The organism is Stutzerimonas stutzeri (genome assembly GCF_024448715.1).
In the GTDB taxonomy this organism is placed as follows: Bacteria; Pseudomonadota; Gammaproteobacteria; order Pseudomonadales; family Pseudomonadaceae; genus Stutzerimonas; species Stutzerimonas stutzeri_AR.
In genome coordinates this window covers 36,737-57,515 of the sequence record NZ_JAMOHZ010000002.1, presented here as the reverse complement: position 1 = coordinate 57,515, position 20,779 = coordinate 36,737, and the positions used below count along the sequence as shown (strand labels likewise).

The following is a 20,779-nucleotide window of genomic DNA, read 5'->3' as shown; positions in this document are numbered from 1 at the left end:
ACAAGCTGCCTCTCGCATCTTCTGGCTGAGGGGCTGCTGTTAACTTTTAAAAGCAAGCGTCGCCTGGTTCAACTCGCTGGCTAGGCGCAGCATTTGTTCGCTCTGCTCACGCCCTCGGCTGATGTGTGCCAGATTGCTGTCCCCCAGTTGATGGATACGCTCGCTGTGGCCGCGTATTTCACTTACGGCCTCGCTCTGCTGTGCAGTGGCCAATGCGATCTGCTCCGCCATCATTTCGATAGTGCTGATGGTGGCGACGATCTGATTCAGCGCCGAGTCGGCTGTTTCGGCGAGTTCGGCGGTCGCTTCGGCATGATTGACCTGTACGCGCATCGCTTCCACAGACTGATGGGCAGTCGTCTGCAAGTTGCCGATCAGCTGTTGGATATCCTCAGTAGCACCGCTGGTACGTTGCGCCAAAGTACGCACTTCGTCGGCAACCACGGCGAAACCGCGGCCCTGTTCGCCTGCTCGGGCGGCCTCGATCGCTGCATTCAGAGCGAGCAGATTGGTTTGCTCGGCGATCGAGCGAATCACGGTCAGCACCTTGCCGATGGTGCTGGTTTCGTCCGCCAAGCGCTCGATATCCAGCGCGTTGTGCTGTACTTCGTTGACGAGGGCGTGCAGGCCGGCAAGGCTCTGACTGATGACTCGCTGCCCTTCGCTGACTGCTTGGCCTGCCGCCCGGCTGGCTTCAGCTGTCTGGCCGGCACCGTTAGCCACATCCTGAATGGTTGCTTCCAGTTCGCCCAGTGAGTCGCGGATCTGCGCTGTGTCTCCGGTCTGATGGCTGGCGCCGTGGTGAAGGTCACTGCTCATTTCCGCCAGTCTGCGGCTGCTGCTCGTGACCTCTTGAGCATGCTGATGCAGCGTATCGACAAGCGTCAGCAGGTAGCTGCGCAATTGGTTCAGCGATGCTGCAATCTCGATAATTTCGGGCGTTTTCGAATTGATCTGCACCGCTGTGCCGAAATCACCCCGAGCCCAGGCGGAGAGAGCGGGAGCCAATTGGCCCAGCGCGCGCGTCAGCCGGCGCTGCAGGCGGTCGATGGCCAGCGCGATCAATAGTATCAGGGCGATGATCGTTCCCTGGATCAGGCCTACTTCCAGTTGGATGCGCCCATGTTCAGCGCGAATCACGGGCTCCAGCTGTGCGAGCGCCAGCTGCAGAGACGCCATCTTCTGTTCGCTGCTGGTCATCAGCTCGCTACGCTGACGGATAAGTGCGCGGGTGCGTTGAAGCTCGGCGGGGTAGCGCTTGATCAGGCTGGAAAGGTCGCGCTTGATTGCAATGCCTTGGTCTTCGTCAGGTTGTTTCTGCTCCTGATTGTTGAGATCCAGCAATGCGGCGAAGGCACTGGCACCAGAGCGCTGCTCGGTTGCGATCCCGAGCAAGGGAAGTGTATTGAGTGCAGCCGCCTCCTTACCCAACGCCTGCAAGGCTTGCTCCACTTCCGCCGCCAGATCGTCTCGTCCACTGCTTACCAGTTTTCCGCGCGCATGACTCAGACGCAGCAGCTGGCGGCTGGCTTCGAACAGAGGTGTCTGATATTCGGCCGCAACAGGCTGGGTGCTCTGCGTGACGTAGCGTTGTAACTGTTCCAGCGCGCCGGCCATCTCCCGTTCAGCTTGCAGCAGCAGGCCCTGCGGATCCCCGGCGAGTTTGCCCGCGGCCAAGAGCTCGGTGGCGGTGAACTGGCGGAGTTGCTCCAGGCTCGGTCGTAGCCGGTCGGCGAATTGGTTCGGTAAGGCAGCGATGTTTGTTGAGAGATCGTCCAGCGCCCGCAATGCTGCGCTGTGGCGCACCGCATTGCCGCTGGCCAAGTAACCATGGATATTGCTTGCGGCCTGATGCTGAAACTGCTGAGAAAGGCCAAGATAGCGCTCCATCAGTTGATAGGGGCGCGCCAGTGCACGCTCCGACCACCAGAGCGTGACGCCCAATGCGAGACAGATCGCAACGAGCAGGAATGTGTTGAGCGTGGTGAGCGACTTCAGGTGCATCCTGACCTCCAGTGGGTTGGGAGGTCAGCAATGTATGGCTATTTGATGTCACTCGCGTGACAGGGTGAACCGCTCGACTCGATTACGGCCCCCGTGCTTGGCACGGTAAAGGGCTTCGTCGGCCTGTTGGGTAAGCGACTTGATGTCGGCATGGGGCGTCAGCTCTGCAATGCCGCAGCTGAATGTGCAAGAGAGATCGGTTGGTTGTGCCGGATAACGGATTTCGGCGAAGCGCTGACGGATATCGTTCAGGACCTTGAGTGCATCCTCGGCGCAGGTATCCGGCAGTATCACGGCAAATTCCTCTCCACCGTAACGGCCGATATGGTCGGTCTTGCGCAGGCGCTGTTTGAGGAACAGGGCGAGGCTTTTGATTACCCGATCCCCCATCGGATGCCCGTAGGTATCGTTGACCTTCTTGAAATGATCGATATCGATCATGGCAAAACATAGGGGCTTGCCGTCGCGGAGGGCTCGCGAGCTGGCATCCTCGAGCAGCTGCAGGCTATGCGTATGGTTGTAGAGGCCGGTGAGGCTGTCACGAACGATTCGTGCTTTGAGATTGCGCGCTCGCTCGGCACGGGTCCGTACTGTTGCGATCAGGTGGCTGGGTTTGATCGGTTTGGTCAGGAAATCATCGCCTCCTTCATTCATTGCATCGAGCTGTTTGTCGAGATCGTCTTCAGCCGAAAGATAGATGATCGGTACGCTTACGTAGCGCTCATGCTGGCGAATCACCTTGGCCAGTTCGGTGCCCATGCATTCGGGCATGTACATGTCGAGAATGATCAGGTCGGGCTGAAACTCAGCCAGATAGGCAATGGCCTGAATCGGCTCGTTAAGCGTCTGGGTGATGATCCCCGCATTATTCAGGACTCGCTCGGTATGCGTCGCCTGAGCTCGTGAATCGTCGATGATAAGCACTCGGAACGGCTCGTAATGGGCGGTGCGGGTGAAAATCTCGATCTTTTCAAGCAGACTCGATGCATCGATGGCGCTGGTGAAGAATTCCAGCCCACCGGCGCGCACGGCGGCCAGGCGCATGGGGGTGTCGGTTTCCTGATGGCTGAAGAAAATCAACGGCAGTTTTTCTTCCAAGCCCTGTTGCACGCGTTCAGCTAGTTTCAATCCCTCACCGGGTCCATTGAAGTCGACATCCATGACCAAAGCCGCGGGATGGCGCTCATGCATGGCTGCACGAAACTCCCTATCGCTGGCGAAAGCCTGAGCGGTCATGCTGAAAAATTCGAGCTGACGGACCACGTGGTTGGCGCGCTGATGATCCTCGAGAGCGATGTAGACAGGCTTGCTTAAGGGCGGAACGTAGCCGGACTGCCCGCGCGGATCGCTGTGGCGCAGGCCGGTACGAGCGAGGCGATAGATCAGTTGGCTGAGGGTAGCGATGGTGTCGCTTGACAGCCGCCCGCGGTTGTCTTTGATATCACTAAGACAGTCTTCGATGCCGAGCGCGAGTTGCCTGTGCTCGTTCTGCTCGAAGCGCTCGGCGAAACGCCGCAAGCGGTGATTGGCGTCGGAAAGAGCGGCTCGATAGGCATCGCTCCATTCGCTGCGCTGCAGTTGCTGCCAAACTTCGAGCACTTCTCGTGCTTGGTGAATGACCCGCTGCGCGAAGTGCTGTTTGAGTTCTTCCTGGTCCGACATGTCCGGTTCCCTGGCCCCGCTGCGGCAGTCCTGTCAGAGGGCGCTAGTGGCGGCATGCTACCACCGATCCGGCCGTTGCAAGGCGATTGCATAAGCGGTCTGGTTCTCATTATGACGCTTGCCATGGACTGGCTGCGTTATAGTGGTTCTCTTGCCGCAACGCTCCGAGTGACCGGCGGTCGAATCCCTGAACTCCGAGAAAAAGAAAGGAAAGATGCCCATGTTGGATTGGAAGAACCGCTTCGGCCGCCTCGGCTCGTCGGGAAATGCAGCCACAACGGAGGGGGCAGCTCGCAATCCGCTATTGCTGACATTTGCCGTGCTGGTTGGCCTTTGCCTGTTGGTGGCGCTGATTCTTGGCTGGTATTGGAGCTCCGAGCCTGACCGGTTCCCGGTACAGCAGCATGTTCGGCAGGCGGCGGAGGCTTCGCAGCGGCAGATCGTCAACGGCTATACCACTGTCGAGACGCTCAAGCAGGTGGCTACCACCCTGTTGGACAAACCAGGCGGCTATCTGACCAACGACATTGCACCCCCTGGCCTATGGCTGGATAACATGCCCAGCTGGGAGTATGGCGTGCTGGTTCAAGTGCGTGACCTCAGCCGAGCGTTGCGCAAAGATTTTGCTCGCTCGCAATCCCAGTCGACCGAGGATCCGGATCTTTCCAAGGCCGAGCCGTTGTTCAATTTCGACAATCGCAGTTGGGCGCTTCCCGCGAGCGAATCAGAGTACCGCAACGGGATCCGTTTTCTGGATCGCTACTTGGCGCGTTTGAGCGATCCGGCGCCCAAGGCACAATTTTATTCGCGTGCTGACAACCTCAATAATTGGCTGGGAGATGTGGGCACTCGCTTGGGATCACTCTCTCAGCGGCTATCAGCCAGCGTCGGGCGTGTGCGCCTGGATGCGCAGGTGGCGCCGGAGCTGGAGCGTGACGGCGTAAATCAAGTGTTAGAAGAAGAGCGCGTCGAGACGACTTGGTTGCAGATCGATAATGTTTTCTACGAAGCGCGCGGACAGGCCTGGGCGTTATCGCATTTGCTGCGCGCCGTTGAGGTGGATTTTGCCGATGTGTTGGCCAAGAAGAACGCCACCATCAGTGTTAGACAAATCATTCGCGAGCTAGAGGCTGCGCAGGAGCCGCTCTGGAGCCCGATGGTGCTCAACGGAAGCGGCTATGGCGTGCTAGCCAACCATTCCCTTGTAATGGCGAACTACATATCGCGCGCGAACGCGGCGATCATCGATCTGCGCAATTTACTGTCGCAGGGATAAGAAAACGGCTGAAAGCCTTAGCGACAAGCTTCAAATGGATAGCATTGCGCGACTGACACAGCGATGTCGCGCTCGGCCTAGCTTGCAGCTTGTTGTCAGTCCAAACCGAGCTTCTTCAATCGATAACGCATTGAGCGGAACGATAAGCCCAGCCGCTGGGCAGCCGCCGTGCGATTCCAGCGAGTCTCTTCCAGTGCTTGCATGATCAGCTTGCGCTCGACCTCCTCGAGGTGGTCTTCGAGATTATCAATCTGCGCCAGGCTTGCTTCGCCGTTCTCGGAAATGGCTGGTGCGTCGGACAAGCGCAAATCGCTGGGCTTGATCTCCTCGCCTTCGCAAAGTGTATAAGCGCGCTCCAGCATGTTTTCAAGCTCGCGCACGTTGCCCGGAAAGCGATAGTTCTGCAGTTTGGCCAGTGCATCGGGATGCAGGCGCGCCGGGCTGTCGCTACATTCCTGGGCGAGCCGACGCAGCATGACATCAGCAAGCTGGGTGATGTCTTCGCGTCGTTCACGCAACGGTGGTACGCGCAGTTCAATAACGTTCAGGCGATAGTACAGGTCCTGGCGGAAACGGCCGGCTGCGACTTCGCTGGCGAGATCCTTGTGGGTAGCACAAAGAATCCGTACGTCCACAATCACTTCCTTTGCACCGCCGACCGAGCGCACGGCCTTTTCCTGGATGGCGCGTAGCAGCTTCACTTGCATCGGAAGCGGAAGATCGGCTACTTCGTCGAGGAACAGTGTGCCGCCATTGGCCGCCTGGAACAGCCCTAGCTTGTCTTCGATGGCCCCGGTAAAGCTGCCCTTCTTGTGGCCGAAGAACTCACTTTCCATCAGCTCCGATGGGATCGCGCCGCAGTTGACCGGCACGAAAGGACGTTCGTGACGTGGCCCTTGTTCATGGATCAGTCGCGCCACCAGCTCCTTTCCGCTGCCGGACTCGCCGCTGATATACACCGGAGCCTGGCTGCGCGCCAGTTTACTGATCTGTTTGCGCAGTACGTTCATCGGTGGCGAGGCGCCGAGCAAACGGCTATCGACGCTCAGGTCATTAGGGTTCGGGTTGCGTAATCGCAACGCAGTATTGACCAGCTCGCGTAGCCGTCCGAGGTCGACCGGCTTGGTCAGGAAATCGAACGCCCCGGCTTTCAGCGCGCCAATGGCGGTATCGAGGCTGCCGTATGCGGTGATCATAGCCACCGGGAGTTGCGGATACTGTTGCTGGATGAACTGCACCAGTTCCAGCCCACAGCCGTCTGGCAAACGCATGTCGGTGAGGCACAGATCGTAATGCTCGCGCGCCAGACACTCTCGGGCTTCCTTGAGGTTGCGGGCGCTGCGGGTGTCCAACTTCATTCGCCCAAGGGTGATCTCCAGGAGCTCCCGGATGTCGGGTTCGTCATCGATGATCAACGCTTTCTGGCGGGTGGTCATGGTCTCGGTCTTTCAATTACGACGGTTGGCGAAGGTCTGCAATGTTAACGCTACCGCGCGCGCTTTGTACCGTGGCCATCACCGATGTGTGACCTGTGCCGGCTCGCAGGCCTCAGCCCAGCTTGCGTGGATGAGCAAAAACGATACGGAAACAACTGCCACCCTCGTCTCTTTCACGATAGTCCAGACGCGCCTGATTGCTTTCGCACAGCTCTCGTGAAATGTACAGCCCGAGCCCGGTGCCCTTGTTCTCCGTGGTAAAGAACGGCTCAAAGATGTTTTGCACCTGCTCGGTCGGCACGCCGGGTCCATCATCAAGCACTTCCAGCACTGGCAGATCACTGGTCTCGTCGCGGAACAAATGTAGCCATACCTGTGCGTGGTCATGCGTCTGGCCGCTGTAACGCAGACCATTCTGCACCAGGTTAGTCAGGATCTGGATCAATTGGTTGGGGTCCATGCGGGTCTGCAGCGATCTACCCCTGGTTTCAACATGCACGCTCTGGTGGGGCGGGAGCGCCCCGCGAAATTCACTGGCGAATCGATGCGCCCAGTATTTCAGATCCAATAGTTGCGGTTCAGCCTGGCGTCTGCGCGAAAGTTGCAGCACGTTCTCGATAACCAGATTCATCCGTCGCGAATGATCCTGGATGATCTGCGTCAGGCGAAGGTCCGCGGGGTCTAGCGCTTCGGATTCCTGTAACAGCTGCGCTGCATGGCTGATCGCCCCGAGCGGGTTGCGGATTTCGTGGGCGATGCTCGCCGTCAACCGGCCGAGCGATGCCAGCTTGAGTTGCTGGGCCTTTTGTGCAATTTGCGAGATGTCCTCAAGGAAGACCAGCGTGTCCTGCGTCACACCGTGCTGCAGGGCGGCGAAGCTCGGTTGCAGGGTGGCGCCGCTCGGCGTTGCCTTGAAGGTGGGGGGGCGCATCGTTGGATTATCACGCCATTGCTGTAACCCTTTGATTAATTCGGGGCAGCGGGGTGCCAGTCTTTCGCCGGTCAGCGCTTGTTGGCCGAGCAGTTCGAGTGCGCCTTGATTGGCAAGTAGCACTCGCTGCTGTGGGTCTAGCACGAGAATCCCGGTCCGCATGCGCTGCAGGATCTGCGCATTCAGCGCTTCGAGATTGGCGACTTCCTCTGCGCGCTGGTGGGCCAGGGTTTCACTGACCTGCAGCCGACGCGTCAGACCTTGTACCAACAGCGCTGCGGCGAAGCATAACGTCCCTAGCGCTGCAGCCTGGATATATTGATTGCTCGCGGTGGTATCGCTGAGGCTGAGATAGAAGGTCAGGTAGATAAGGCCGGTAGCAGCTACCGCTGCAATGAAAAAACCGATGCGCCCATGTAGCAGAACGTTCGCAATGGCAACGGCGATGATCAGCAAATTGCCGATACCGCTTGGCGTGCCACCGGCGAAATAGAACAGCGCTGCGAGTAGCGTTACGTCCATCAGCGCGAGGGCGAGAACGGGTAGCTCCCGTTTCGGGTTTTGTAGCAGGACGGCGATAACGATATTGAGGATCAGATAGAGCCAGGCGCCGTATTGGAACGCCGCCGGATTGCTCATGCGCATCAGGTCATTGTGCAGATCGCTGCTGATCAGCAGGACCAGCACTAGCCCGATCGCGACGCGATAAAGATGATAAATGCGAAGGATTCGTCGACCCTGGTAGCCGAAGAATGTCAGCCCTTCAGTGCCCACCCGACTTGCTGTCCTGTTCTAGATGCGTCTGGCTGCAGTACCACTGGTCGTGGTCTTGTAATGCTTGCTCGCGTGGCAGATGCACACCGCACTGGGCACAGCGAACCATCGTCACAGTGGTCTGTTGCGGTTTGTTGATATTTGCAGGTTTGCTTACCAAGCGACGCCAGAGCCAGAACGCCGCAGCAATCAAGATGATCCAGAACAACAGACGAAACAGACCCATATTTCTAGTTCCTGGCTAAACCGTAACCCGTCGATCTGGCAGGCTGTGCTCTGATCGGACCGGCCTTTTGCGTTGGGCCACTATCTCAGTCGAACAGACCGAAGGTCAGATAGCTCCACCAGGAGCGGCCTTCGCTTTGCTGTTCATCTTCGGCTTCTGCTTCGGCTTCCGCCTCCCTCAAGACCGGGCGCAGCTCATCAGGCAGATCCTGCGCGGCGTTTTCGTACTGGCGCACCACGTCACGGTTGGATTGCGAACTGTCGGGGACTGCGTTTTCCGTTTCAATCAGGCCGAGGGTGGCGCGGGATAGCCAACTGCGATTGTCGGCTTCCTTTTCCCGTGGCACGAATTCGCCATCTTCCAGGCTGGGATGTTCCGGGTAGTTGAGCCTGAGGGTTTCCAGACTGGTACTGGCGAGATCGTCCAGCTCCAGTCGTTGATAGGCCTCTGTCATCACCGCGAGCCCATCGCCGACAGCTGGCGTGCCCTGAAAGTTTTCCACTACGTAACGCCCGCGATTGGCCGCGGCAACATAGGCCTGGCGGCGCAGGTAGTAGTCGGCAACGTGAATTTCGTTGGCCGCCAGCAAGTTACGCAGATAGACCATTCGCGCCTTGGCGTCCGGGGCGTAGCGGCTGTTCGGAAAGCGAGTGGTCAGTTGCGCGAACTCATTGAAAGAGTCGCGAGCGGCGCCTGGATCACGTTTGGTCATATCCAGCGGCAGAAAGCGCGCGAGCAGCCCGCGGTCTTGGTCGAAGGAGGCCAATCCCTTCAGGTAATAGGCGTAGTCGACACTGGGATGCTGAGGGTGCAGACGAATGAATCGCTCGGCGGAAGAGCGGGCGGCTTCCGGCTCGGAGTTCCGGTAGTACGCGTAGATCAGCTCCAGCTGCGCCTGTTCGGCGAAGCGACCGAAAGGATAGCGAGACTCCAGCGTCTTCAGCTTGTTGATGGCGCTGGTGTAGCTCTTGTTGTCCAGGTCGGTCTGCGCCTGCCGGTACAGTTCCGCTTCGCCGAGGTTTTCGCTGATGGTTTCGTTGGATGAGCAGGCAGCGGTGAGGGCGAAAATGGCGATCAGCAGCAGGTGTTTCACTTGCATGGCGGCTTGCGTCCCTGTGACGGCTGGCTGTCTCGCGCTGAGCCGTCCTGTTATGATGAGCGTCCCGGCTGGCCGGGACAAAGACGCCGTATTTAAACACAAGCGTGTTGCCGAAACCAAAGGCTCCACCTGTGCTGCAGCCAAAGGCTATGTTCATCGTGGTAAACAGCCTCGGCGCGCGCCTGAGGTCAATCGGTAGTTTGTACCGATCTGCTGCCTATGGCTAATGAGCGACCTGCAGCTAGGTTGCAGTTCTTGAATCCCATGGCTGCCTTCGTCGATGACACGGCCAGCTATCGAATACGGCGGCGCTCGCCTGCTGTGTCTTACTTAGCAAGACGGCCACGCCGCTAGCTCCCCCTTACTATGAAGCGCTCATAATTATGTCCACGATCTCCACGCAGGCCATTCAACTTCGCGCCGAGGTGCCGTTCGATCTCGGTGGGCAGCGTCTCGATCAGGTCGCGGCTCAGCTTTTCTCGGAGCACTCCCGCTCGCGTCTCGCTGCATGGATCAAGGACGGTCAGCTGACCGTCGACGGCGCCTCGTTGCGTCCCCGCGATACCGTGCATGCCGGTGCCGTTCTGGAGCTTTCCGCTGAACAGCAGGCGCAGGGGGAGTGGGTCGCGCAGGACATACCGCTGGATATCGTCTTCGAGGATGAGCACATCCTGGTGCTGAACAAGCCATCCGGTCTGGTGGTGCACCCGGCGGCTGGTCATGCCGACGGTACGCTGCTCAATGCCTTACTGCACCACGTGCCGGATCTGATCAATGTGCCGCGCGCTGGCATCGTGCATCGCCTGGACAAGGACACGACGGGTCTGATGGTGGTCGCCAAGACGCTGCAGGCGCAGACGCGTCTGGTCGAGCAGCTGCAGGCACGCAGCGTCAGCCGCATCTACGAAGCCATCGTCATTGGCGTGATCATTACGGGTGGCACGGTCAATGCGCCGATCGGGCGGCACGGCCAACAGCGCCAACGCATGGCGGTGGTCGAAGGCGGCAAGCCGGCTGTCAGCCATTATCGAGTGCTTGAGCGCTTTCGCTCGCACACTCATGTCAGAGTCAAACTTGAAACCGGCCGCACTCACCAGATTCGCGTGCATATGACCCATATCGGTTATCCGCTGGTTGGCGACCCGCTGTACAGCGGCCGTTTCCGCATTCCGCCCGCGGCGAATCCAACCATGGTGCAGACCCTGCGAGATTTCCCGCGTCAGGCGTTGCATGCGCGCTTCCTCGAGTTGGACCATCCGGTCACTGGTGAACGGATGAAGTGGGAGTCGCCATTACCGGATGATTTCGTCTGGCTGTTGACGCTGCTGCAGCAGGATCGCGAGGCCTTCGTCGGGTGAATCGCTGGCCTGACGACTGGATCACCCCGGATTGGCCGGCGCCTCTGCATGTGCGGGCTTGCGTTACGACGCGTAACGAAGGGCTGAGTCAGCCACCTTTCGACAGTTTCAATCTGGGCGATCACGTCGGTGATGACCCTGCGGCGGTGATGGCCAACAGGCAGCGCCTACGAAATTTACTCGGTTGCGAACCCGCCTGGCTGAGCCAGGTGCATTCGGCCACAACCGTCAAGGCCGATCCGGCTCTTGTCCCGACCGCAGATGCCAGCTGGACGGATGCCACCGGTATCGCCTGCACCGTGCTGACGGCCGATTGCCTGCCGGTGCTCTTCTGCAATCGGGCCGGTACTCGTGTGGCCGCTGCGCATGCCGGCTGGCGAGGGCTGGCGAGTGGCATGCTGGAATCGACCGTGGCGGCCATGCAGTCGCCGGGCGAACAGTTGCTGGTTTGGCTGGGGCCGGCGATAGGGCCGGATGCGTTCGAGGTTGGCCCTGAGGTCCGTGAAGCATTCATCGAGCAGCACGCGGTGGCGGCAGAAGCCTTTCGGCCAAGCCACAACGCCGGGCGCTACATGGCTGATCTCTACCATCTTGCCCGTATCCACCTCGCCGCTTGCGGCGTTACCGCGGTGTTCGGCGGTGAGCTCTGCACTTTCAGCGATCCGCGCTTCTACTCCTATCGCCGCACCGCCCGCACCGGGCGCTTCGCCAGTCTTATCTGGATAGATAAAAGCAGCGGCAAGCTTCAAGCCTCAAGCTGCAAGCCGTAAGTAAAAAGCCGAGAAAGCGCTGAAGGCTGGACGGCAAGGGCGGCAATAGGTTGCAAGCTTCAAGGTATACGGAAAGCCTGACGGCGTTGACGCCGCGCCTGATGGTCCTTCTGGCTTCCGGTTCGGAACGCGTCCAGCGCTTCGACTTGAATCTCCATCGATCAACCTCATCTAAGTTTCATCACGCAGGCTTTGTCGAGGTGCGATTTGAGTGCGCCGGCCTGCCTTACTAGAGGTGATTACATGCGTATCGATCGTCTGACCAGCAAGCTGCAGCTTGCGCTTTCCGATGCCCAGTCCATCGCGGTTGGTCTTGATCATCCGTCCATCGAGCCGCTGCACCTGATGCAGGCGCTGCTCGACCAGCAGGGTGGCTCGATCAGGCCGCTGCTGATGCAGGTGGGTTTCGATATCAACGGCTTGCGCCAGGCACTGACCAAGGAGCTGGATCAGCTGCCCAAGCTGCAGAATCCTACGGGCGACATGAACATGTCGCAGGATCTGGCGCGCTTGTTGAACCAGGCTGATCGCCTGGCACAGCAGAAAGGCGACCAGTACATCTCCAGCGAACTGGTACTACTCGCCGCGCTAGATAGCAACACCCGTCTGGGCAAGCTGCTGCTGGCACAGGGCGTGAGCAAGAAAGCATTGGAAAATGCCATCAGCAATCTGCGCGGTGGCGATGCGGTCAACGACCCCAATGCCGAGGAGTCGCGCCAGGCGCTGGATAAATACACCGTCGACATGACCAAGCGTGCCGAGGATGGCAAGCTCGATCCGGTTATCGGGCGCGATGATGAAATCCGTCGGACCATTCAAGTGCTGCAGCGTCGAACCAAGAACAACCCCGTACTCATTGGTGAGCCGGGTGTGGGTAAGACCGCCATTGTTGAAGGTCTGGCTCAGCGCATCGTCAACGGAGAGGTGCCGGACGGGCTCAAAGACAAACGTTTGCTGGCACTGGACATGGGCGCGCTGATTGCTGGCGCCAAGTTTCGCGGCGAGTTCGAGGAGCGGCTCAAGGCTGTGCTCAACGAGTTGGGCAAGCAGGAAGGTCGAGTCATTCTGTTTATCGATGAATTGCACACCATGGTTGGCGCCGGCAAGGCCGAGGGTGCCATGGACGCCGGGAATATGCTCAAGCCGGCGCTTGCCCGTGGCGAACTGCATTGCGTCGGCGCAACCACGCTCGACGAATATCGACAGTACATCGAAAAGGATGCGGCGCTGGAGCGACGCTTCCAGCGCGTGCAGGTCGATGAGCCGAGCGAGGAAGATACCATCGCCATTCTGCGCGGGCTGAAGGAGCGCTACGAGGTGCACCACGGCGTCTCCATTACCGATGGCGCGATTATCGCCGCGGCGAAGCTATCGCACCGCTACATCACTGACCGCCAATTGCCGGACAAGGCCATCGATCTGATCGACGAGGCCGGCAGCCGCATCCGCATGGAAATCGACTCCAAGCCCGAGGAACTGGATCGCCTCGATCGCCGCCTCATTCAGCTGAAGATCGAGCGCGAAGCGTTGAAGAACGAAGACGACGAGGCAACCCGGAAGCGCTTGGCCAAGCTTGACGAGGAAATCGTCAAGCTGGAGCGCGAATACGCCGACCTCGATGAGATCTGGAAATCGGAAAAGGCCGAGGTGCAGGGCTCCGCTCAGATGCAGCAGAAGATTGAGCAGGCCAAGGCCGATCTCGAGGCGGCACGGCGCAAGGGCGACCTGGCGCGCATGGCTGAGTTGCAATACGGCATCATCCCCGATCTCGAGCGCAGCCTGCAGATGGTCGACCAGCATGGCAAGTCGGAGAACCAGTTGCTGCGCAACAAGGTGACCGACGAGGAGATCGCCGAGGTCGTCTCGAAGTGGACCGGAATTCCCGTATCGAAGATGCTCGAGGGTGAGCGCGAGAAGCTGCTAAAGATGGAAGACCTGCTGCACCAGCGCGTGATCGGCCAGCACGAAGCTGTTGTTTCCGTCGCCAATGCGGTCCGCCGCTCGCGTGCCGGGCTGGCCGATCCGAATCGTCCCAGTGGCTCGTTCCTTTTTCTAGGGCCGACCGGCGTGGGTAAGACCGAGCTGTGCAAGGCCTTGGCGGAGTTCCTCTTCGATACAGAAGAGGCAATGATTCGTATCGACATGTCCGAGTTCATGGAGAAACACTCGGTAGCCCGTCTGATTGGCGCGCCGCCGGGCTATGTGGGCTACGAAGAGGGCGGTTACCTGACCGAGGCAGTGCGCCGCAAGCCATATTCAGTGGTGCTGCTGGATGAGGTTGAGAAGGCTCATCCTGACGTGTTCAATATCCTCTTGCAGGTCCTAGAAGATGGGCGCCTGACCGATAGCCATGGTCGTACGGTGGATTTCCGCAACACCGTGATCGTCATGACGTCGAACCTGGGATCGACGCAAATCCAGGAGTTGGTGGGCGACCCGGATGCGCAACGCGCGGCGGTGATGGACGCGGTGAGCAGCCATTTCCGGCCGGAATTTATCAACCGCATCGATGAGGTGGTGGTATTCGACCCGCTGGCGCGCGAGCAGATCGCCGGCATCGCTCAGATCCAGCTGGGTCGCTTGCGGCAGCGTCTGACCGAGCGCGAGCTGAGCCTCGAACTGAGTGACGAGGCTATGGATAAACTGGTTGCCGTTGGCTATGACCCGGTCTATGGCGCACGTCCGCTGAAACGCGCCATCCAGCGTTGGATTGAAAACCCGCTTGCTCAGAACATACTGTCTGGTGAGTTCGGGCCAGGTTCAGCCATCGTTGGCAAGGTAGAGGCCGGCGAGATCCGCTTCGCCAGTGCTTGACCTCGCTTCGCAGAGCCGCTCGAACGGGGCGGCTTCGCGGTTGTGCTGGCGGGGTCCAGAACATGGTTGTCCGCGCGGGTCATGGTGTCGCGCAACGCATTGTAGTAAATCGCATTTTTTCTGTTGACAGGCGCGCCGAGAACCGTAAAATGGCGCGCCTCTGAGGGGGGTTTGCAAAGCAGCATCGCAGACAATCCAATGAGCTGGAAGTAGTAGTTCCGCGATAGCTCAGTCGGTAGAGCAAATGACTGTTAATCATTGGGTCCCAGGTTCGAGTCCTGGTCGCGGAGCCAAATTCCAATCGGGGTATAGCGCAGTCCGGTAGCGCGCCTGCTTTGGGAGCAGGATGTCGGGAGTTCGAATCCCCCTACCCCGACCATTTTTGGGTCGTTAGCTCAGTTGGTAGAGCAGTTGGCTTTTAACCAATTGGTCGTAGGTTCGAATCCCACACGACCCACCAAAACCGCTTCGCAAGAGGCGTAAGAAGCCGGAAGGTCCGCGAGGGCCTTCCGGTTTTTTCTTGTCTACGTTTTTCTCTTCGGCGTTCATGTCACGCCGCCATCAATCGTTTTCCACTGCCGCGCCAGCGCCTTCCCCTATGCGGTTCGCGGGAGGCGCGGCGGCAGGCTAATCAATGAAGTTTAAGGCGCGGTACGGTGCTAGTGCTGAGCTTGTCGCCAATCATCATCAGCGTGGTACGGGCGATTCCATACAGTGCGATCTGGTGCATTCGGTACAGCGAGACATAAAACATGCGTGCCAGCCAACCTTCGAGCATGACATTGCCGGTGAGATTGCCCATCAGATTGCCCACGGCGGAGAAGCTCGATAAAGAAATCAGCGAGCCGTAATCGCGGTACCGATAATCGAGCAGGTTTTTGCCTTCGAGCCGTCGGGCGATCGACTTGGCCAATAGCGAGGCCTGCTGGTGCGCCGCCTGCGCTCGCGGCGGCACATTGTGGTCGCTGCCCGGTTGCGGGCAGGCGGCGCAGTCACCGAAGGCGAAGATGTTCTCGTTGCGGGTTGTTTGGAGTGTCGGCAATACCACCAACTGATTGATCCGGTTGGTTTCCAATCCACCTATTTCATGGAGGAAGCCAGGCGCTCTGATACCGGCGGCCCAAACCTTCAGCGTAGCGGGCACGAAGTCGCCGTTCTTGGTATGCAGCCCCTCTTCCGTGACTTCGCTGACTGCAGCGTTGGTGAGTACGGTCACGCCAAGGCTTTGGAGTGTCTGATGTACTGGCTGACTGATGCGCTCCGGTAGCGCTGGCAGAACTCGCGGGCCTGCTTCGATAAGGCTGATATGGACGTTTTCGGGTTTGATTCCGTCCAGGCCATAGGCGGCTAGTTCGCGTGCAGCATGGTGAAGCTCTGCGGCCAGTTCGACACCGGTTGCGCCAGCGCCAACGATGGCCATGTTGATGGTGCTGTGGCGTCCCTCGCTGGCGTGGGCGCGCATATAGTGGCTGAGTAGGTGGCGGTGGAAGCGTTCAGCCTGCGCGCGCGTATCGAGGAAAATACAGTGCTCGGCTGCGCCCTTGGTCCCGAAATCATTGGTGGTGCTGCCGACTGCAATCACCAGCGTGTCATAACTGAGAGCGCGCGCAGGTACTAGCTCGACGCCTTGCTCATCGAATGAGGCGGCAAGGTGTACGCACTTGCTTTCACTTTCCAGGCCGGTCATGCGGCCCATCTGGAACTCGAAATGGTTCCATTTGGCCTGCGCGACATAGTTAAGCTCATCGGCGGACGAGTTCAGCGAGCCGGCAGCGACCTCGTGTAGCAGAGGCTTCCAGATATGCGTCAGGTTGGCGTCGATTAGGGTGATACGGGCCTTGCCGCGCTTGCCCAGGGTTCTACCCAGGCGGGTGGCAAGCTCCAGGCCGCCAGCGCCGCCGCCGACGATTACGATGCGATGTGTCATGGAATGAACTCATAAGGCTTTGCGAAATTCTGCCTGCGCCGGTGTGAGCGTAGAAATACTCATAACACCAGGCGACTCAGGAGGCGACTCAGCAGGCCCAGGCCAATCACCACGACCAGCACCAGCACAAGGAGCAGCCAGGGCCTAAAAGGCCGACGCTCGACTTGGTGCTGCGGTGCGCTGAGGTATTGATCAACGCGTTTCTGGTCTTCAGGTTTCAGACGGCTGGGCATACGCACCTCGAAAGGGGGATGCAGGCATTCTAGCGGCGCGACAGTAAAAGCCAAGCGCGTAGCTGGCCGATAACTGCAGTGGGTCAGGCGTGCCGGCAGCTAGTTGTGGCAGCTAGCGTGGTGGCGGGGCGATATACGCCCCCGAATTTGGAAAATGGTTAGCGGCCGTTGTTCTTCAGGCTGCGCAGGTTACCGATTACCGATTCCAGCGCGCGGTCGAACAGCAGGGCATCGTTGAGCAGGCGGATGGCGCCACGACGGAACTCGATGGCGAGCCCCATGCGCGTCTTCTCGAGTACTTTCATGCCGGTGCGGTTGACGAAGATATATTTGCCCGTGGGCTTGATCACTGCGGCCAGTTTGCAACGCAGCTTGTGATCTTCGTCTTCCTGGAACTCAACCCAGCTGCCGACACGCAGATTGTCCACCTGAGTCAATGCCTCGTCATTGTCTGCCAGGTTTATCTCGGGCTCCTGCTCGCGGCTCTCGCCAGGGGCAAGCAGCACGATTTCCGCAACAACCTCAACCATTGCAGGAGCTTCGGCTTCATCGGCGTGCTCTTCGCGTGGAGGCAATTCCAGCTTCTGTTCGGTGACAATTTCCCCGCGGGCGAGCGGGTCATGAGTCGGTGCAGGTTGAGTCGGCTGCTTGAATTGCTGCAGCGTCTGTACATGCAGCGCTTCGAGCTGGGTGAAGAAGTCGCTGGTAGAAAAGGGGTCGAATGCTGCACTGACCAAGCCTTCACGAAGATTTTTCAGCAGGCTCGGGACCAGTTCCAAAAGCCGTGCTCGAGACTCCGGATCGTCGTGCGGTGCGACGCTCCAGATCAAATCGTCCATTGTTGCCAGGGCTGCTTGCCATTGCTCGGACTGAGTGCCGTGTTTCAGACAGGTCAGCAGCAGAACCTTGCTCCAGGCCTCCTGGAGCAGGCGTACCACAACTTCGGGAAGAATTTTGCCGAGCAAACGTTGATTGAGTGCATGTTCGACTTCCTGGCGAGCCATTTCGGCCTTGGCGCGTCCTTCTTCCGCATCGCGAGTGCGCTGTTCAAGGAGCTCGCTACGACGGCGCTCGTCGCCGGTGAAGGCGAGGAAATCTGCAAGCAGCTCAGAGAAGATTGAGGGGTCATCGACGAAGTCGTTCAGCAGGCGAGCCACGACCTGCTCGATTTTTTGATACAGGCTGTCTCGCTGGGCTTCATCCTGATCGCCCCAGCCCATTGCGGCGGAGGCGATTTCGTTGAGCAGGCGGCGGGCCGGGTGGCTACCGCGGCTGAAGAAGGTCTTGTCCAAAACAGCGACTTTCAACACCGGGATTTGCAGGCGGCCAATCAGTGCTTTCAGGGAGTCAGGCAGCGTGCGGTCGTCGAGAATGAACTCGAACAGCATCGACACAAGGTTTATGACGTCCTCGTCGACTTCACCGACCACGCGGGATTTACCGCTCTTGGCGCTAACGCGATGCAATAGTTGCTCAAGTTGACCTTGTAGGTCGACTTCATCGACCTGCTGCGGCGTCCGTGATTGAAGGTGGGAGAGCAGGCGCATCAGGTCGTTGCTGGAAATCGGCACCGCGTCGATGGGAGCGTTGCGTGCTGGAAGGGCGCTTCCGCGCAGCTCCGAAAGGAGAGTCTGCAAGGCGCCGAACGCTTCGTGGACACCCTCGTCCATATATCCTGGCGATTCGCTGAAGCCTTGTCGCGGTGCGCTGTTTCCCGGTGCGGCAGGGCGGCTGGGCGCCCGGCGCGGCTGGGCCGACTGCAGCTCCGGTAATATGCCGGCTGCAACCAGTGTCTGGTTCGATTCGGCGTAAAGCTGATCGAGATCCGTTAGCACGTAGCGCTCGAACAATTTTAGGATGATCAGTTTGACCTTGATGTCCACGCCCAGGCTGCGGCAGGCCTCCAGGAAGTACTCGCAAAGCTGCTGCGGACCGAGCGGATTGCTCTTGTCGTCGAGCTTCTTGCTCACCAGTGCATTCATTCGGGTGGTCAGGTGGCTCAGCGGCTGGGTGGCGCGGCTCATCACCTTGGCGACCATGGTATCTATCGCAACGGATTCTTCGAGCTCGTCGTTCTGCACCAGGGCCAGGCTATCGAAGGATGCTTCCTGCTGCGCAGGTTTGCCAATCTCATACTGATTGAGCTTTGCGAAGGATTCGAAGACTTGCTGCAGAAAGCCGCGCTCGATACTGCGACGCTTCATACGCAAGTCGCGCATGGCTTCGAAGAACGCGTTCTGCTCGGCGTTACTGGTGGCGCGGTCGGCTATCTCGAAAAGCGAGTCGTCAGCATTGTCGAATAGAGTCTGTAGCGCCAGTCGCAGCTGTTGTGCAGCCTTGTCGCGCACGCTAATAAGCGCGACAGGCAGTCTACCTGCCGGTGAGGTCGGCTTTTGCTCAGGGGCAGCCTTGAGGTGCACCACTTTCGCATCGGTTCGCATCGAGACTCTCTCCGGGTCACCCTACTGATTCAGGTGCTCAAACAACACATAGCATGCCGCTGATCATGGATCGGGACAACGGCTTGTCAAGTTTTGGTAAATCATCGCCATTTCAGTGGCGCCAATTTATGAGGCCATTATAGGCATCTAGTTCAGCAGCCAAGCCCGGATTTGTTTTGGACATGATGCGGCTCACAGATACTTCCTGCAATTCCTACAGGCGGTCAGAAAAGTGCCGCAGGCAGAACCCAGATCAGTCAGGCGTGACATCTTCTCGAAGCGGTGCGCCTCTGCGCGATCGCCGGGCGAAGCCTTATACTGTCGCCGAACTCAATGGGAGCGCGTCGTGACCAATCTCACTCTTGCGGACCTTTCCGCCGAAATTGAAACCAATGTACGTAAAGCATTGGCCGAGGATATCGGTACCGGCGACATCACGGCGCAGCTGATCCCTGCCGAACGGCTCGCCCATGCTTCGGTCATTACTCGCGAGGCGGCTGTTATTAGTGGCACGGCTTGGGTGGATGCTGTGTTTCGCCAGCTCGATCCGCGGGTTGCGGTGCACTGGCAGGTAACCGACGGCGAGCGTGTTGCTGCCGATCGTGTCCTGTTCCATCTAGAAGGACCGGCGCGGGCACTGCTCAGCGGTGAACGTACGGCGTTGAATTTTTTGCAGTCGCTGTCGGGTGTTGCCACGCGCTGCCAACACTACGCCGATCTCGTCGAAGGCACTGGCGTCCAGCTGCTCGACACGCGAAAAACCATTCCCGGCTTGCGTCTGGCGCAGAAATACGCGGTCACTTGTGGTGGTTGTCATAACCATCGAATCGGTCTGTACGACGCATTCCTGATTAAGGAGAACCACATCGCCGCCTGTGGCGGGATTGCCGAGGCTGTTGCGGCTGCTCATCGCATCGCGCCGGGCAAGCCGGTAGAGGTCGAGGTAGAGAGTCTTGACGAGTTGGAGCAGGCGCTACGAGCTGGAGTCGATATCGTCATGCTGGACGAGCTGAGTCTGGAAGACATGCGCACCGCAGTAAACCTTGCGGCGCGCCGGGCGAAGCTGGAGGCATCAGGAGGAATCAGTGACGAGACGCTGCGCGCGGTTGCTGAAACTGGCGTGGACTACATTTCGATCGGTGCCCTGACCAAACATGTCCGGGCAATTGATCTGTCGATGCGTCTAAAGCAATGATCTAGCAGGCGGCCACAACGTGTACCGCCATTCAGCTCAGTGCTTGCTTTTCAGACCGAAGTTCTCGTGCAGCGTGCCGGGGACGTCGGTGTCCTTTGGTGCGTAGTCTTTCGGCGGCTCCGTGAAGGTTGGTGAATTGAGGCGTTCCCGGTGGCTATGGCTCTCCTCGCTGTGCAGCGCGGCGAGCAGGCGCTGACGGGTCTGCTCGTCCAACGCGAGCTTGTCGGCGCCTTCGGACAGATGATTCTGCATGTCCTGGTAGCTGTTGGTCAGCTTGCGCAGCAGGCTGGCGGTTGTATTGAAATGGGTAACCACTTCGCTTTGATAGGTGTCGAGGCGCTCCTGCAGTTCATCTACCTGACGCTGCGTGCTGTTCGGCGCGCTGTTTCGTGCGATTAGATAACCAATAGCGATGCCGGCAATCACACCGACGATCGGGAGCAACCAGGTCGCGAGGGTCTGTTCCACGAGTACTTCCTCTATATAAACGGCTGTGCTGTTCAGACCGCGGAAAACCATGCGGTGACGGGCGGACAGGACGGCTATCAGGTCAGGACGCAGCTGATAGCCGGGCTCTGCACGCCTGGTGCAGTGGTTTTTCCACGGCCTGATACGTTAACGTCTCGTACCTGC

Annotated in this window: 15 protein-coding genes and 3 tRNA genes; 8 read left to right on the top strand and 10 right to left on the bottom strand. The window is 59.1% G+C overall.

Annotated elements, in window-relative coordinates; all coding sequences use genetic code 11:
* Positions 1-39: 39 nt before the first annotated feature.
* Complete coding sequence (locus tag NAV33_RS03775; RefSeq protein ID WP_255977134.1) at positions 40-2,004, bottom strand: methyl-accepting chemotaxis protein; 1,965 nt, start codon at positions 2,002-2,004, stop codon at positions 40-42.
* Between the two features lie 48 nt (positions 2,005-2,052).
* Entirely contained in the window at positions 2,053-3,666 is a 1,614-nt protein-coding gene (locus NAV33_RS03770) for a response regulator (RefSeq protein WP_255977132.1), read from the bottom strand.
* A gap of 220 nt (positions 3,667-3,886) precedes the next feature.
* Between NAV33_RS03770 and NAV33_RS03765 the strand changes: the two genes are divergently transcribed.
* Positions 3,887-4,942 (top strand): DUF2333 family protein, encoded by a 1,056-nt coding sequence (locus NAV33_RS03765; RefSeq protein WP_255977130.1) that lies wholly within the window; start codon positions 3,887-3,889, stop codon positions 4,940-4,942.
* 95 nt (positions 4,943-5,037) lie between these two features.
* Here NAV33_RS03765 and NAV33_RS03760 read toward each other — a convergent pair whose 3' ends face one another.
* The 4 genes from NAV33_RS03760 to NAV33_RS03745 form a co-directional block, all read right to left on the bottom strand.
* Complete coding sequence (locus NAV33_RS03760) at positions 5,038-6,378, bottom strand: sigma-54-dependent transcriptional regulator (RefSeq protein ID WP_255977128.1); 1,341 nt, start codon at positions 6,376-6,378, stop codon at positions 5,038-5,040.
* A gap of 112 nt (positions 6,379-6,490) precedes the next feature.
* The gene (locus NAV33_RS03755; RefSeq protein ID WP_255977126.1) at positions 6,491-8,083 is read right to left on the bottom strand and encodes a sensor histidine kinase; all 1,593 of its coding nucleotides are present in this window, start codon (positions 8,081-8,083) and stop codon (positions 6,491-6,493) included.
* Entirely contained in the window at positions 8,073-8,309 is a 237-nt protein-coding gene (locus NAV33_RS03750) for a PP0621 family protein (protein WP_255977124.1), read from the bottom strand. Before NAV33_RS03750 ends, NAV33_RS03755 begins: the two co-directional genes overlap by 11 nt.
* 85 nt (positions 8,310-8,394) lie before the next feature.
* The gene (locus NAV33_RS03745; protein ID WP_255977122.1) at positions 8,395-9,408 is read right to left on the bottom strand and encodes an outer membrane protein assembly factor BamD; all 1,014 of its coding nucleotides are present in this window, start codon (positions 9,406-9,408) and stop codon (positions 8,395-8,397) included.
* Between the two features lie 383 nt (positions 9,409-9,791).
* On the opposite strand from NAV33_RS03745, the gene rluD reads away from it, so the two are divergent.
* The 6 genes from rluD to NAV33_RS03715 all read left to right on the top strand — a co-directional run bounded on the left by rluD (position 9,792) and on the right by NAV33_RS03715 (position 14,810).
* Positions 9,792-10,766, top strand: a complete 975-nt coding sequence (gene rluD, locus NAV33_RS03740) for a 23S rRNA pseudouridine(1911/1915/1917) synthase RluD (protein ID WP_255977120.1) — start codon at positions 9,792-9,794, stop codon at positions 10,764-10,766.
* Positions 10,763-11,536 carry a peptidoglycan editing factor PgeF gene (gene pgeF / locus NAV33_RS03735; RefSeq protein ID WP_255977118.1) on the top strand — a complete coding sequence of 258 codons (774 nt, stop codon included), beginning with the start codon at positions 10,763-10,765 and terminating at the stop codon, positions 11,534-11,536. Before rluD ends, pgeF begins: the two co-directional genes overlap by 4 nt.
* Before the next feature lie 243 nt (positions 11,537-11,779).
* Positions 11,780-14,350, top strand: coding sequence for an ATP-dependent chaperone ClpB (gene clpB / locus NAV33_RS03730; RefSeq protein ID WP_255977116.1), 2,571 nt, complete (start codon positions 11,780-11,782; stop codon positions 14,348-14,350).
* Positions 14,351-14,567: 217 nt separating this feature from the next.
* Positions 14,568-14,643, top strand: a tRNA-Asn gene (locus NAV33_RS03725).
* 9 nt (positions 14,644-14,652) lie between these two features.
* A tRNA-Pro gene (locus tag NAV33_RS03720) sits at positions 14,653-14,729 on the top strand.
* 5 nt (positions 14,730-14,734) lie between these two features.
* Positions 14,735-14,810, top strand: a tRNA-Lys gene (locus NAV33_RS03715).
* Positions 14,811-14,981: 171 nt separating this feature from the next.
* Here the strand turns inward: NAV33_RS03715 and NAV33_RS03710 are convergent.
* The 3 genes from NAV33_RS03710 to NAV33_RS03700 all read right to left on the bottom strand — a co-directional run bounded on the left by NAV33_RS03710 (position 14,982) and on the right by NAV33_RS03700 (position 18,951).
* Positions 14,982-16,277, bottom strand: a complete 1,296-nt coding sequence (locus NAV33_RS03710; protein WP_255977114.1) for an NAD(P)/FAD-dependent oxidoreductase — start codon at positions 16,275-16,277, stop codon at positions 14,982-14,984.
* A gap of 59 nt (positions 16,278-16,336) precedes the next feature.
* Positions 16,337-16,510 carry a DUF3094 family protein gene (locus NAV33_RS03705; protein WP_255977112.1) on the bottom strand — a complete coding sequence of 58 codons (174 nt, stop codon included), beginning with the start codon at positions 16,508-16,510 and terminating at the stop codon, positions 16,337-16,339.
* 158 nt (positions 16,511-16,668) lie between these two features.
* On the bottom strand, positions 16,669-18,951 hold the full coding sequence (locus NAV33_RS03700) for a DUF1631 domain-containing protein (RefSeq protein ID WP_255977110.1): 2,283 nt from the start codon (positions 18,949-18,951) through the stop codon (positions 16,669-16,671).
* Positions 18,952-19,297: 346 nt separating this feature from the next.
* Here NAV33_RS03700 and nadC point away from each other — a divergent pair, with 346 nt between their 5' ends.
* Entirely contained in the window at positions 19,298-20,146 is an 849-nt protein-coding gene (gene nadC / locus NAV33_RS03695) for a carboxylating nicotinate-nucleotide diphosphorylase (RefSeq protein ID WP_255977108.1), read from the top strand.
* Between the two features lie 36 nt (positions 20,147-20,182).
* Here the strand turns inward: nadC and NAV33_RS03690 are convergent, their stop codons facing one another.
* Entirely contained in the window at positions 20,183-20,614 is a 432-nt protein-coding gene (locus NAV33_RS03690; RefSeq protein ID WP_255977106.1) for a YhcB family protein, read from the bottom strand.
* Positions 20,615-20,779: the final 165 nt, after the last annotated feature.